The sequence below is a fragment of the Synechococcus sp. UW179B genome (assembly GCF_900474245.1).
Classification (GTDB): Bacteria; Cyanobacteriota; Cyanobacteriia; order PCC-6307; family Cyanobiaceae; genus Synechococcus_C.
Window position 1 is genome coordinate 128,798 of the sequence record NZ_UCNZ01000010.1, and the last position, 13,521, is coordinate 142,318.

Genomic DNA, 13,521 nt, shown 5'->3' on the forward strand with positions numbered 1-13,521 from the left:
CTTCATGAAGGCGCGTTCCTTCCTTTTAGCTGTCGCTGCAACGGTGGTGTTGCTGCTAACCACCGCCTTGGGCCTGTGGTGGGCGATGGCTCAGCAGAGTCCCCTCAAGATTGTCGGGCAACCCCTCGTCTTGCCACGAGCCGCTCGGTTCGTTCCGAGAAATGCATCCCTGAGTTTGCATTGGCTTGCTGATCCTGGGCGCATGCCTGCCTATGCCCAGGCCGTGGCTCCGGTGTCACGCCGACGCAAAGCTCGGGACAGCACCCAGCAATTGCGGGATGGAGCCTTTGCTCTAGCGGGCTTGGATTTTGTGGGAGAACTCGCGGATTGGATCGGTCCCCAGGTCAGTTTGTCCTTGTTTGCGCCCGTCTCCGATGCTCCTGCGGGTTGGGTGCTCGCCCTCACCAGCCTTGATCAAGACGGGGCCAAGCGTTTCCTGCAACGCTTTTGGCAAACGCGCAGCTTGGCAGGCACCGATCTGCAAATCAGTCGTTACCGGGGAATGGGTGTGATCAGCGGTCGCGGAGCGCTGCTTGGTCAAGATCCACAGCCCATCGCTACAGCCTTGATCGACGATGACCTGCTCTTAATTGCCTCCGGTCGTGGTGTGCTGGAGCAGTCTTTGGATGTGTCTCAACTGGATGCTTTGCACCAGCTTGGAGACGAAGCTCTCGTGGCTGACTTGCAGCAGCTTGGTCGGGGTGCGGCGCTGCTAACGGCTGATCCTGTCGCGATGGCGACGTGGCTTGGAATGCCGCGCTCCATCTCTGATGACGACGACCTGGTTGGTCTGGTAGCAGCACTGGAACCCAAAGGGACTGCTCTCGATCTGGATGCTGTGTTGCGTTTTCGTCAGCCGCTTGGAGGTTCAGGGACTGGCGGCCTGCAGTCGCAATCCTTGATGCGTTCAGCCGGTGGATCAGCCTCTGCCCTCGCTTTGCTCTCGGATCCTGCAGGGCTCCTAAGTCCTCATGATCAGGACCCCGTCGCTCAATGGTTGGCGCCTGTTCTTGAGGAGACTCTCCAAACCCTGGGAGCCGAGGGGGCTTCCGCTGTGGTGGGGTTGGATGCGGGCCCCCTGCTTTGGAAGCAGGGTGAAGAGGGATGGCTATTGGGAACATCCAGTGATCAGCCTGGTTTGGAGGCCGTGGATGCGGACCTCCAAGTCAAGGGGCTCGTGCGCTCAGCCCTGCCGTCTGATGGATCGGCCCTTGAGGTATGGACCCGGCTAGCCCGGCAGCGGCAGCGGGGTGAAGCCTCTCTTCAGGCCCAGCTTGCGGTGGCCTTGGAGCGTGAATCTGGTCAAGACTGGTGGGGGCAGACCCTGGATGCTCTGACAACGCGTCAGGATCACTCCGCCCTTGAGCCGCGCTTGGATCAACTACGGGCCTTGCAGGACGATGGGGCGGCGCCTCTGGCACAGCAGTTGGCCTTGGCGACGGAGCCCAGCCGCGCTCAGCTCCAAAAGTGGCGGCCCTGGAGCTTGATTCAGTCGGTGGCCGGCCGACCCCTACTCCCGGCGGTGCATGAGCTTGCTTTGGCGGTTGGGACCGATCAAGAGGAGGGATCTGGTGAGGAGGGAGATGGTCAAGCAGGCTCTCACCGCTTGCGTCTCCGTGCCCAGCTGCGGTTTGGTTGACCTATTGCTGTTGCGGCATGGCATCGCGGTTGAGCGCCATCAAGGTACGGATGATTCGGATCGCCCTCTGACCCCTTTGGGCCGCGAGCGCACGTTCAAAGTCTGTTGCCGTCTGCGCGATCTCGGATTGATCTCCGACCGCTTGTACAGCAGCCCATATCGCCGAGCGCGTGAAACCGCTGAGCTGGCCGTAAAAAGCGGGATGGCTCCTGCGGTTGAGCTCGCTCGTTGTCTTGAGCCCGGCGGGGATTCATGGCCCTTGGTCGAGCGCTTGCAAGGCTCGTGTTTGCTGGTGGGGCATGAGCCTGATTTGAGTCGGCTTGCGGCAGCGTTGATCGGAGCGCCATCCGCTGGCCTGAGGCTGCGTAAGGCGGGGCTTTGTCATCTTCATTGGGACCCATCCCATCAAGATCCCCGTGGCCTTGCGCAGCTGCAGGGGTTGCTAAGACCACGTCTGTTATTGCCGGGCTGCGTTTAAGTTGCGGTGAGAAGTTGTTGTTGTGGGTGGTGGTGAGTCAGACCGGCGGTACCGAAATCCGGCATGAACGCACGGGGTTGGTGTTCAGGCCTGGTCTGGAGGGCGTCCCCGCCACCCAATCTTCGATTTGCGACATTGACGGCCTCCAGGGGCGTCTCTCCTATCGGGGCTACTCCCTCGATGACCTTGCGGTCCACAGCAGTTTCCTGGAGACCACCTATCTGTTGATCTGGGGTGAACTGCCGACACCGCAGCAATTTCGTGATTTTGAGCACGAAGTGCAGATGCATCGCCGAGTCAGCTTTCGGGTGCGCGACATGATGAAGTGCTTCCCCGCCAACGGGCATCCGATGGATGCGCTGCAATCGAGCGCGGCTTCCTTGGGTCTCTTCTATTCCCGCCGGGCCATCGATGATCCGCAATACATCTACGACGCTGTTGTCAGGCTGATTGCCAAGATTCCAACCATGGTGGCGGCCTTCCAGTTGATCCGAAAAGGCCAGGATCCAATCCAGCCCCGCGACGACCTGGCTTACTCCGCCAACTTTCTGTACATGCTCACGGAGCAAGAGCCCGATCCCCTGGCCTCTCGAATCTTTGATCGCTGTTTGATCCTCCACGCTGAGCACAGCCTCAATGCCAGTACGTTCAGCGCCAGGGTGACGGCGAGCACGTTGACCGACCCCTATGCCGTCGTGGCATCGGCGGTCGGAACGCTGGCGGGCCCTCTCCATGGAGGCGCTAACGAAGATGTTCTGGCGATGTTGGAGGAGATTGGTACTCCGGAACAGGCCGACTCCTACCTCGAGTCAGCCGTGGCGAGCAAACGCAAAGTGATGGGTTTTGGCCACCGTGAGTACAAAGTGAAAGATCCGCGGGCCGTGATCCTTCAGTCCTTGGCTGAGGAGTTGTTTGCTCGCTTTGGTCACGACGAGCTCTATGACGTGGCCCATGCCCTTGAAACGGCTGCGGCGATTCGACTCGGGCCCAAGGGGATTTATCCCAACGTTGATTTTTATTCAGGGCTTGTGTACCGGAAACTTGGGATTCCAAGAGATCTGTTCACCCCGGTGTTTGCGATTTCCCGGGTGGCCGGGTGGTTGGCACATTGGAGGGAGCAGCTCGGCGCCAATCGGATTTTTCGCCCTTCTCAGATTTATACCGGCACATCCATGCGTCATTGGGTCCCTGCAGACGAGCGGGTGAATGCCGCGGGCGCTTAAGTTGCATCAATCTGTTCTCTGACCATGGTGACTTCCCTCGCCACCACCGCGCCGGCTCTGGTGAGCCCGGGTCTTGACCTTGAGCAGAGCTTTAGTCAGGCCCTGGAGGGGTTTGGGCTCTCGGCCCAGGCTGCCCGCATGCTCTGGCTTCCCTTCCCGATGTTGCTGGTCCTTGTGGCCGCTGTTGTGGGGGTTCTGGTCACGGTGTGGCTGGAACGAAAGATTTCTGCGGCCGTGCAGCAAAGGGTTGGGCCTGAGTACGCCGGAGCCCTCGGTGTTCTTCAGCCTCTTGCCGATGGGCTCAAGCTGCTCGTCAAGGAAGACATCATTCCGGACCGAGCGGACAGCATTCTTTTCACCCTCGGCCCTGTGCTGGTGGTGGTGCCGGTCATTTTGTCTTGGTTGATCGTGCCCTTCGGGCAGAACCTGTTGATCAGCGATGTGGGCGTTGGCATTTTCCTTTGGATCTCGCTGAGCAGCGTTCAGCCCATTGGTCTTCTGATGAGTGGCTACGCCTCAAACAATAAATATTCGTTGTTGGGAGGTCTTCGTGCGGCAGCCCAATCGATCAGTTACGAGATTCCGCTCGCGTTGGCCGTCCTGGCCGTCGTGATGATGAGCAACTCCTTAAGCACTGTCGATATCGTTAACCAACAAACGGGGGCTGGTGTTCTGAGTTGGAACATCTGGCGTCAGCCGGTTGGCTTCCTGATTTTCTGGATTTGTGCGCTTGCGGAGTGTGAGCGTCTGCCTTTTGACCTCCCAGAAGCTGAGGAAGAGCTGGTTGCTGGCTATCAGACCGAATACTCAGGGATGAAATTTGCCCTCTTCTACCTGGGCAGTTACATCAATCTGGTTCTCTCTGCTCTCCTTGTTTCCATCCTCTATCTAGGTGGTTGGGGCTTCCCGATCCCCGTTGAATGGCTGGCCTCTTGGTTAAACCAGCCGATTGATGCGCCTTTGGTGCAGTTGATCACAGGCACCGTGGGCATTGTGATGACGGTTTTGAAGGCCTATCTGTTGGTCTTCATCGCGATCCTTTTGCGTTGGACCACTCCACGGGTCAGGATCGATCAGCTGTTGGATCTTGGCTGGAAATTCCTGTTGCCTTTGGCCCTGGTCAACCTCCTGGTCACAGCAGCCCTCAAGCTGGCCTTTCCGGTTGCTTTTGGCGGCTGATTTCGTCACTTCCCCTCTCCCGGCGGCATCATGAAAGCCGGGTTTTGATTCCTCGATCGTTCCCTTCCCCGATTCCAAACCATGTTCGGCTTCCTTAAACAGGTTGGTGATTACACCAGGGATGCAGTGGATGCGGCCCGTAATCTCACGCAAGGCCTGTCGGTCACCTTCGACCATATGAAGCGCCGTCCGGTCACGGTGCAGTACCCCTACGAGAAGCTGATCCCGTCTGAGCGGTATCGAGGACGGATTCATTACGAATTCGACAAGTGCATCGCCTGTGAGGTGTGTGTGCGCGTCTGTCCCATCAATCTTCCCGTGGTTGATTGGGTGATGAACAAGGAGACGAAGAAAAAAGAGCTACGCAATTATTCGATTGATTTTGGGGTTTGTATTTTTTGCGGCAACTGCGTGGAGTACTGCCCTACCAATTGCTTGTCGATGACCGAAGAATATGAATTGGCAGCCTTCGATCGCCATAGCCTGAATTACGACAACGTTGCCTTAGGTCGCCTGCCAACCAGTGTGACGACAGATCCATCGGTCCAGCCGTTGCGGGAACTGGTGTATTTGCCCGCTGGGGAAGTTCAGCCCCATGGCGTTTCTCCTGATCGCCCCCGAGCAGGCAAGCTTCCTGAGCAAATCCTTGAGGAGCTCAAGGCCGCTGGATCCAGGAAGGCTGCCGAGGATGGGAGAGAATCATCTTTATCAGCTTCCAACGAGGAGGAGAGCGCAGGATGACGATCGCCGCGTCAACGCAGCTCATTTGTTTTTTGGCTCTGAGTGCCGTCATCGTCCTGGGAGCCCTCGGCGTGGTGTTCTTGAGCAACATTGTCTATTCAGCCTTCCTCCTAGGCGGTGTGTTTTTGGCAGTGGCAGGTCTCTACCTCCTGCTTAACGCCAGTTTTGTGGCGGCGGCCCAGGTCCTGGTGTATGTGGGTGCCGTCAACGTTTTGATCCTGTTCGCGATCATGCTGGTGAACAAAAAGGAGGATCTGGCTCCGATCCCCGGACTCCCCATACGCCGTCTTCTCTCGGGTGGTGTGTGTGTTGGCCTGTTTGCACTCTTGACCCGTGTTGTGGTCACCACGCCCTGGGCCAAGGGCCCAATGCCGATTGGGGAGGATGCCACCGTTCGCATCGGTGAACATCTGTTCACCGACTACTTGCTGCCTTTTGAGTTGGCATCTGTTTTATTGTTGATGGCCATGATTGGGGCCATTGTTTTGGCCCGTCGTGACGTTCAATCTGTAGATCCTGTCACTGGCGAAGAGGTCGATCAGGGCCTAATAGAAAAGGCACGCACCCCTTTATTGACCGACCAGCCTCGCGCCTGAATTCTTTCTCCTTTCTTGTGATGCTCTCTGAGCTGCTTTCTGGTTCTGTTCCTCTCCAAGCCTATCTGCTCTTGGCAGCAGTCCTGTTTTGTACGGGAGTCTGGGGTCTTATTAACAGCCGAAATGCTGTTCGCGTGTTGATGAGCATTGAGTTGATGCTCAATGCAGTGAACATCAACCTGATGGCCTTTTCTTCCTACGTCGATGGCCAACTGATTCGTGGCCAGGTGTTCTCAGTGTTTGTGATCACCGTTGCTGCCGCTGAGGCTGCTGTCGGTTTGGCGATCTTGTTGTCGCTGTACAGGAACAGAGTCACTGTGGACATGGAGCGCTTCAATCTTTTGCGCTGGTAAAGACGTCACGCTGTTATGCGCCTTCAACGGGTCTGGCTGATTTATCGCGCAGATAGCCCACTGGCGCTCAAAGAGGCGCGTCGTTGCGCCGATGAGCTTGAGACGATTGGCGTGACCTGCGTCTTGGCGATGAGTGGCCTGACGGCAGACCCGTTCCCCGGTTTGCTGGCTTCGGAGCCTCGGCTACCGGATTTGGCGGTGGTGCTTGGGGGTGATGGAACCGTGCTCGGTGCCGCCAGACACCTCGCCGTTCTGGATGTCCCGATTCTGAGTTTCAACGTAGGAGGCCATCTTGGCTTTCTCACGCATGATCCCGGCTTGCTTCGCAGTGAAGGGCTCTGGGAGCGCGTGCTGGAAGATCGTTTTGCCTTGGAGCGGCGCATGATGTTGCAGGCGGTGATCCAGCGCATGGGGGATCTGCATGGTTCTGAGGATGAGGAGACCTCTGGAGCAGACGATGGTCTTCCTGACGATCAGGAGATTCACTGGGCACTGAATGACCTCTACCTCAAGCCCTATCACGAAGATTTGTCTCCAACCTGCATTCTTGAAATGGAGATCGATGGAGAGGTTGTGGATCAAGTTCGAGGAGATGGCTTGATTTTGGCTTCGCCTACGGGATCAACGGGTTATGCGATGGCTGCTGGTGGCCCGATCTTGCATCCAGGGATCGATGCGATTGTTGTCAGTCCGATTTGTCCGATGAGTTTGTCAAGTCGCACCGTGGTGCTGCCTCCTCGCTCCAGGGTTGTGATTTGGCCTCTGGGTGATGCCAGTCGTCAGGTGAAACTTTGGAAAGATGGGGCGGCTGGAGAGGTTTTTGGCCCAGGTGAATGCTGCGTCATTCAGCAGGCTGCCCATCATGCGTTGATGGTCCAGCTGGATCAAAGTCCTTCCTATTACCGAACGTTGTCACGCAAACTTCACTGGGCGGGAAGTTTGCTGGATAGTGCTCCCTCCTCAAACTGAGATGGCCCTGGAGATTGAACGGCGATTCCTGGTGACCCATCCCGGATGGCGTCTTGTGGCGGGTCCCCCCCAAGCGCTGCGACAGGGGTATCTGTCCGCTTCGCCCGATGGATTCACCGTTCGCATGCGGTTGCGCGCTGATGGCAAGGCATGGCTGACCTTGAAGGCCCCTGCTGCAGGGATTGCTCGCCATGAATTCGAATACGACATCCCCGGAATGGATGCGGAAGAGCTTTGGGCACTTGCGCCCCATCGCGTCACGAAAACGCGCTATTCCCTTCAGCAGGGAGGGGGGGATTGGGTCGTTGATTGCTTTGAAGGCAGCAATTCACCGTTAATTCTTGCTGAGGTTGAACTTGAGGCCCCCGATAGCCCCTTAACGATCCCCGACTGGTGTGGTGTTGAGATCACAGGGGATCCGCGCTGGAGCAATGCAGCACTGGCTTATCAGCCTTTTGCTACCTGGCCTCGGGATTGGATTGACGAATATCGACTGAAAACCTAAAAATTCTTTTGATTTCCTTTAGATTTGGAGCATGGTTCGCAAGGGGAGACGGCATGCTCGGTCTATATGACTCTGATGGGATCCTGCGTTTCACAGGATTGGATCGTGAAGCCTGCCTCGCTTATGCCAGTTTGTTTGGACTTTCTTTGGCGAGCTGCTCCTTAACGGATATCCCAATCCCTGCCCCTCTTCCAATCAGGACGCGTCGGAGGCATCAGGGGGAAGGGTGCAGCAATTGAAGCCATCTCGGCAAATTTTTCCGTGATCCATCGCCCAGTTCAACAAAGCCACGCGATTTTTTGAGCCGGTTTTTGTGAACACATTGCTCACGTGATTGTCGACCGTACGCTTGCTGATCGTCAGTCGTTCAGCGATCTCTTGATTGGTCAGCCCCATGGCTACCAGTTCGATGATCTCTATTTCACGGCTGGAGAGGGAAACAGTCATTGAACAGGGCTCCTCACCGATGGCCATTCTTCTTGGACCATGGTTTGCATCTTAAGCAGGTATGGAGAACCTGATCTTCCATAGTGGTTTTCAGTAGCGATCATTCGTTTGCGTTCAGCGCTGCAAAGCAGCCTCGAGGCTGGAGCCGTCACCATTACGGCTGAAGTGATGCCTCCACGAGGTGGAGACCCATCCCATGCTCTCGAGATGGCAAGGGCCCTCAAGGGGTTTGTCCATGCTGTCAATGTCACGGATGGCAGTCGTGCAGTCATGCGGATGAGCAGTCTTGCTGTGGCTCGTCTCCTTTTGGACGAAGGCATCGAGCCCGTGCTGCAGATGGCCTGTCGCGATCGCAATCGCATTGCGATTCAAGCTGATCTGTTGGGTGCCCATGCGTTGGGGATCCGTAATCTTCTTTGCCTTACCGGGGATCCTGTGCGTGCTGGTGATCAGCCCAAGGCCCGTCCTGTGAATGAACTGGAATCTGTGCGCTTGCTGCAGCAGGTCACGGCCTTCAATCGGGGAGATGATCCGGTGAAGGGTGATCTTGCTGATGGTCCTACCGACATCTTCGCGGGAGCGGCGGCAGATCCCCAATGTGCAAGTTGGTCAGGCTTGGTGCGACGGATGGAGCGAAAAAAAGCCGCAGGAGCGCGTTTTGTTCAGACGCAGATGGTGATGGATGCTGCTGTATTGGAACGGTTTTGCCGTGAGATCTCAGAGCCCATGGAACTTCCAGTGCTAGCGGGTGTGTTCTTGTTGAAGTCGGCGCGCAATGCAGCGTTTATCAATCGGATGGTGCCTGGTGCCTGCATTCCTGACAGTCTGATCGCCCGCTTGGAGGGCGCGGCGGACCCGGCGGCAGAAGGCATTCAAATTGCTGCTGAACAGGTTCAGCGATACCTAGGAGTGGCTCAAGGCGTTCATCTGATGGCGATCAAAGCAGAAGAACGCATTCCAGCGATTTTGAAACAGGCTGCCGTCAGCTTGCCTGGGTGAGGTCGGTGCCCAGGAGTTCTGCCATCGCTTTCTGTTGGGGAGAGGGCTCCACCAAATCCTGACGACGGGCATCCGTGATCAACCAATCGAGTGAAGCTTCCTGGAGATCGATGTGATCGCCTTCCTTGTCAACGCAATAGCGGCCAAACACGAGTTTTTCCACTAATTGCACGCCCGTCCCGATCCTTGAGTAATCAAAAATGATCGAGTTGTCGATGGTTGCACCTTCGCAGATGTAGCAGCTTGGCCCAATCATCGTGGGACCGATCAAGGTGGCACCATCTTCAATTTTGGTCATTCCGCCGACATAGACCGGGCCTTCAACATTGATTTTGTCCCAATTGGCCGCCACATTCAGGCCCGTAAACACACCGGGCTTGACCTCTTTCCCAGGAACGCCAACTTGACGAACTTCTCCTTGGAGAACGCTGCGAATGGCTTGCCAGTAATCAGGTACTTTGCCGATGTCGACCCATTCAAAATCCATGGGGAGGGCATAAAACGGAGCGCCTTGCTTCACCAAAGTGGGAAAGAGATCGGAACCGATGTCGAAGGATTTTCCGGAGGGAATGTGCTCGAAAATCTCAGGCTCGAAGAGATAGATGCCGGTGTTGATCGTGTCGCTTAACGCTTCCTCAACACTGGGTTTCTCTTGAAAGGCTTGGATTTTGCCATCGTCATCACTCACCACAACGCCATAACTGCTCACCTGGTCTTTGGGGACCGTTTTGGTGACAAGACTGGCCAGTGCGCCTTTGGCGCGGTGACGTCTGACAGCCTCGGTGAGGTCGAGGTCGATGAGGGCATCACCACACAACACCACAAAGGTGTCGTCAAAAAAGGTCTGAAAATCTTGGATTTTTTTGAGACCACCCGCAGAACCCAGGGCGTCTCCGATCAGTTCGCCGTCCTGAATGCTTCCCTCGAAGCTGTAAGCGATTTCGACACCAAAACGCTGACCATCTCGGAAATAGTTTTCGATTTCCTCGGCCAAATGAGACACGTTGACCATGACCTCAGTGAAACCATGCTCTTTGAGCAGCTCCAGCAGGAACTCCATCACCGGTTTCTGCAGGATCGGAATCATGGGTTTCGGGATCACATGCGTGATCGGCTGCACCCGGGTTCCCTTGCCTGCGGCCAGGATCATGGCCTTCATTGACGTACCAAGCTTGAAAACGTAGTCATCAACATAAGAGGGTGATTAGGCGGCAATCGCAGGCAAGGTCGGCGTGATATCTGGCACTTCCAGACTGGTGATCGGCAACTGAGTGATTTCGCCGGCAAGGAGCAGACGCTTTAAACGAATGGGTGCGTGCAGCGAGCCCACTTGCTCTAGCTCGACCTGACTCTGAGAAGACAGAAACAAAAGGGCCCAGAACACTCCAACGCGGTCTGTGTCGAGGTCAGGAGCCGCCGCCTCTGCCCAACGGCTGACAAGAAGCTCAAAATCAACCCAGTGCAAGGCTTGCTCCCATTCTTTCAAGAAAACTCCCAAGGCGGCAGTGGTTTCAGGAAGTTTTTCCCGATGGGCCAAGGCTGCGACCTGGGCAATCGCCTCTCGATTGCTAAAGCGCTTCTGGCGCTGACGCCGGCGCATGTCCAGTTCGTCTGTCTCCAGTTGCTCGGCAATGGTCTCCAGTTGTTCGATCAGTTCCCCAAGCGTGACCGGCCTCCTCAGGGGAGGTGGAGCCACAGGACGTCTTAAGAGGTGGCGTTCAGGATGGCGCGGCAAATTGAAGCGGGGATCGAGCCAACCCTGTTCCATGAAGTCGGGGTCAAAGGCGTCTTCCACGACCGGGTCTGGAGGGAGGGTGCTGGCTTCAAGCACCTCCGCCTTGAGCCCCACCAGCACGGAAGCCGCAAGAAAGGCTTCGCTGCTTTCGGCCAAATCACGTTCGTAGCTTCCTCCCTGTTGGCCCAGCTGAGCAGCAACCCGTCGAGGAACGTCGATGCGTTGTCTGAGTTGATCTAAAAATCCATCTACCACTGAGATGACGTCGACATCCCAAGGATCAAGCGTGCCGCTTTGGGCGGCATCCTGGAGAAGACGGATCGCAAGACGGGCGCCGGCATCCGCTTTTGAGGTCAGGCCAGCATCAGACAAAAACAACCTCAATCTGATGGCAAGGTATCGGCCCAATCCGGGGGACGCCAGTCCCCACAGGAGATTCGCTTCCTTCTTCCCGTCAAGCCTTTCCTTTTTAGGAATTGGAATCGATGTCGACGGTGGGATTCGCGCTTGTGGTTGAGGCCGAGTCACTGTTGCCTGATGGCAGCAGTCCTAACTGGGTCTGGACCGTTGAGCGGTAGCGATCGAGGTCGGTTTCTAATTCTTGAATGCGAACCTGCTGAGCTTCGAATTCAGTGGCTTTGCCCAATCGCTCCACCGTATTGAGCATTCCACTCCAGCTTGCAAAAAGCCAGGCAGCAGCAGCTCCGATACCCGCTGCTAAGAGCAGCAGAGCGGCCAGAGGCAAGGTGTAGTGCATCCATGGCAAAACATTCACCGTGGTGGGGCTGGTGTTCTCCAACGTGAAAAACACCGTGCCGAGGCCGAAGATGAAAATTAAACTGAAATTGATCTGACGCATGGCGAACAGAGTGTGCGACAGGCGTCTGAAAATTAAGGAGCGATTCAGGGTCTGAATCGCATTTCCAGAGAAAGGACGAAGATCTTTACGAGACGGGCTGAGATGCTTGTGTCAGTTTTGGTGCCGAGAAGAGCGCTGGCACAATGGAACTGCTGCGGATGAGTGGCGCTGTGGGTCGTGTGACCCTCTCCATGGCGTCAACATCACGCCTTACAAGAGCTGAGATCGTGTTGCTGTAACTGTCGGTCATCAGCTTTGGATAGAGCCCGATGCCAATGATTGGAACGAGCAGACAACCGATGATGTAAACCTCCCTGGGCTCAGCGTCCACAAGATTGGAGTGAGAAACGAGTTCTCTGTTTTCTTTCCCAAAGAAGATCTCTCTCAACATCGACAGCAAATAGATCGGAGTCAGGATCACGCCGATGGCAGCTAGGCCATCAATCACGATTCGGAAGCTGAGGGTGTAGGCCTCATCGGTGGCAAAGCCTGTGAACACCATCAGTTCGCTCACAAATCCGCTCATCCCAGGCAGAGCAAGGGAGGCGAGGCAGCAAACAGTCCACAGGGCAAACATGATCCGCATTTTTTGGCCAATGCCCCCCATCTCATCCAACTGAAGTGTGTGAGTGCGGTCGTAGGTGGCACCCACGAGGAAGAAAAGACTGGCGCCGATTAATCCATGGCTAATCATTTGGAGCATGGCTCCACTCGTCCCCAGCTCGCTGAAGCTGCCAATGCCGATGAGCACGAAACCCATATGGCTGATGGAGCTGTAAGCGATCTTGCGTTTGAGATTGCGTTGAGCGAAGGAGGTGAGCGCCGCATAGATGATGTTCACGACTCCCAGCACCACTAGGAGGGGCGCGAATTGGGCATGCGCGACAGGCAGAATTTCGGCGTTAAAGCGCATCAAGGCATAGCCCACCATCTTGAGCAAAATGCCTGCCAGCAACATGTGAACAGGTGCCGTGGCCTCACCATGGGCATCAGGAAGCCAGGTATGGAGGGGAACAATCGGTAATTTCACCCCGAAGGCAATCAATAACCCCGCATAACAGAGCAACTCAAATCCAGTGCTGAAACCCTTTTGGGCAAGAACGCTGTATTCAAAGTTGGGCACGCCCCCTCCAAAAAAGCCCATGGCAAGGGCTGCCAAGAGGATGAACAGAGAGCTGCCAGCTGTGTAGAGAATGAACTTGGTGGCCGCGTATTGACGTTTTTTCCCTCCCCAAATGGCCAGCAAGAGATACACCGGAAGTAGCTCCAGCTCCCAGGCGAGGAAGAACAGAAGCATGTCTTGAACAGCGAAGACGGCAATTTGGCCGCCATCCATCGCCAGGATCAGGAAGAAGAACAGCTTGGGCTTAAACGTCACGGGCCAGGCTGCCAAAACCGCCAAGGCTGTGATGAAGCTCGTTAGCAGGATTAGCGGCATGGAGAGGCCGTCGGCCCCAACAGCCCATGTGAGCCCGAGATTGGGCAGCCAGCTCACCCGTTCCGATAGTTGGAGTCCGCTGTAACTGGGGTCATATCCCGTGAGATAGGCCGCCGCTGTAATGAGGAAAGTGGTGAGGGCAATTCCGAGTGCAAACCAGCGCACCTGTTTGCCATCTCCATCGTCTGGCACGAAGGGAACAATGAAGGCCCCAACAATGGGAAACAGGATCGAAAGGCTCAACCACGGGAAAGTGGCCGGAACGATACCGCTTGAGATGTCGAATGCCGGATCAAAGGGTGCACTAACGGCAAATTCGAGCACGGGACAGGTCTTTCACCACTTTTGGCAGTGTAGAAA

At 56.1% G+C, this 13,521-nt stretch carries 15 protein-coding genes; 10 read left to right on the forward strand and 5 right to left on the reverse strand.

Annotated features, from left to right (window positions below; translation table 11 throughout):
• Positions 1-4: 4 nt before the first annotated feature.
• The 9 genes from DXY38_RS06145 to DXY38_RS06185 all read left to right on the forward strand — a co-directional run bounded on the left by DXY38_RS06145 (position 5) and on the right by DXY38_RS06185 (position 7,683).
• Positions 5-1,639: a DUF3352 domain-containing protein gene (locus tag DXY38_RS06145; protein WP_115070881.1), complete on the forward strand. Its 1,635-nt coding sequence runs from the start codon at positions 5-7 to the stop codon at positions 1,637-1,639.
• Positions 1,584-2,117: a histidine phosphatase family protein gene (locus DXY38_RS06150; protein ID WP_170952868.1), complete on the forward strand. Its 534-nt coding sequence runs from the start codon at positions 1,584-1,586 to the stop codon at positions 2,115-2,117. The genes DXY38_RS06145 and DXY38_RS06150 overlap by 56 nt, the downstream gene beginning before the upstream one ends.
• A 26-nt stretch (positions 2,118-2,143) precedes the next feature.
• A complete protein-coding gene (locus DXY38_RS06155; RefSeq protein WP_115070936.1) occupies positions 2,144-3,340 on the forward strand; it encodes a citrate synthase in 1,197 nt (398 codons plus the stop codon).
• 60 nt (positions 3,341-3,400) lie between these two features.
• Positions 3,401-4,519 (forward strand): NADH-quinone oxidoreductase subunit NuoH, encoded by a 1,119-nt coding sequence (gene nuoH / locus DXY38_RS06160; RefSeq protein WP_170952871.1) that lies wholly within the window; start codon positions 3,401-3,403, stop codon positions 4,517-4,519.
• Between the two features lie 81 nt (positions 4,520-4,600).
• The gene (ndhI, locus tag DXY38_RS06165) at positions 4,601-5,260 is read left to right on the forward strand and encodes an NAD(P)H-quinone oxidoreductase subunit I (RefSeq protein ID WP_115070883.1); all 660 of its coding nucleotides are present in this window, start codon (positions 4,601-4,603) and stop codon (positions 5,258-5,260) included.
• Positions 5,257-5,856: an NADH-quinone oxidoreductase subunit J gene (locus DXY38_RS06170; protein ID WP_115070884.1), complete on the forward strand. Its 600-nt coding sequence runs from the start codon at positions 5,257-5,259 to the stop codon at positions 5,854-5,856. Before ndhI ends, DXY38_RS06170 begins: the two co-directional genes overlap by 4 nt.
• Before the next feature lie 20 nt (positions 5,857-5,876).
• Positions 5,877-6,209 carry an NADH-quinone oxidoreductase subunit NuoK gene (nuoK, locus tag DXY38_RS06175; protein ID WP_006854001.1) on the forward strand — a complete coding sequence of 111 codons (333 nt, stop codon included), beginning with the start codon at positions 5,877-5,879 and terminating at the stop codon, positions 6,207-6,209.
• A gap of 15 nt (positions 6,210-6,224) precedes the next feature.
• The gene (locus tag DXY38_RS06180) at positions 6,225-7,178 is read left to right on the forward strand and encodes an NAD(+) kinase (RefSeq protein ID WP_006854000.1); all 954 of its coding nucleotides are present in this window, start codon (positions 6,225-6,227) and stop codon (positions 7,176-7,178) included.
• A gap of 1 nt (position 7,179) precedes the next feature.
• Positions 7,180-7,683: a CYTH domain-containing protein gene (locus DXY38_RS06185; RefSeq protein WP_115070885.1), complete on the forward strand. Its 504-nt coding sequence runs from the start codon at positions 7,180-7,182 to the stop codon at positions 7,681-7,683.
• Positions 7,684-7,878: 195 nt separating this feature from the next.
• On the opposite strand, the gene DXY38_RS06195 is transcribed toward DXY38_RS06185, so the two are convergent.
• Positions 7,879-8,157 (reverse strand): helix-turn-helix transcriptional regulator, encoded by a 279-nt coding sequence (locus DXY38_RS06195; protein ID WP_115070887.1) that lies wholly within the window; start codon positions 8,155-8,157, stop codon positions 7,879-7,881.
• A gap of 81 nt (positions 8,158-8,238) precedes the next feature.
• Between DXY38_RS06195 and DXY38_RS06200 the strand changes: the two genes are divergently transcribed.
• Positions 8,239-9,129, forward strand: coding sequence for a methylenetetrahydrofolate reductase (locus DXY38_RS06200; RefSeq protein ID WP_170952869.1), 891 nt, complete (start codon positions 8,239-8,241; stop codon positions 9,127-9,129).
• On the opposite strand, the gene DXY38_RS06205 is transcribed toward DXY38_RS06200, so the two are convergent.
• The 4 genes from DXY38_RS06205 to DXY38_RS06220 all read right to left on the reverse strand — a co-directional run bounded on the left by DXY38_RS06205 (position 9,113) and on the right by DXY38_RS06220 (position 13,485).
• Positions 9,113-10,288, reverse strand: a complete 1,176-nt coding sequence (locus tag DXY38_RS06205) for an NDP-sugar synthase (RefSeq protein ID WP_115070889.1) — start codon at positions 10,286-10,288, stop codon at positions 9,113-9,115. The genes DXY38_RS06200 and DXY38_RS06205 overlap by 17 nt on opposite strands.
• A gap of 45 nt (positions 10,289-10,333) precedes the next feature.
• Positions 10,334-11,236 carry a segregation/condensation protein A gene (locus DXY38_RS06210; RefSeq protein WP_115070937.1) on the reverse strand — a complete coding sequence of 301 codons (903 nt, stop codon included), beginning with the start codon at positions 11,234-11,236 and terminating at the stop codon, positions 10,334-10,336.
• A gap of 97 nt (positions 11,237-11,333) precedes the next feature.
• On the reverse strand, positions 11,334-11,723 hold the full coding sequence (locus tag DXY38_RS06215; protein ID WP_115070890.1) for a lipopolysaccharide assembly protein LapA domain-containing protein: 390 nt from the start codon (positions 11,721-11,723) through the stop codon (positions 11,334-11,336).
• An 85-nt stretch (positions 11,724-11,808) separates the two neighbouring features.
• The gene (locus DXY38_RS06220; RefSeq protein WP_115070891.1) at positions 11,809-13,485 is read right to left on the reverse strand and encodes an NAD(P)H-quinone oxidoreductase subunit 4; all 1,677 of its coding nucleotides are present in this window, start codon (positions 13,483-13,485) and stop codon (positions 11,809-11,811) included.
• Between the last annotated feature and the right edge of the window lie 36 nt (positions 13,486-13,521).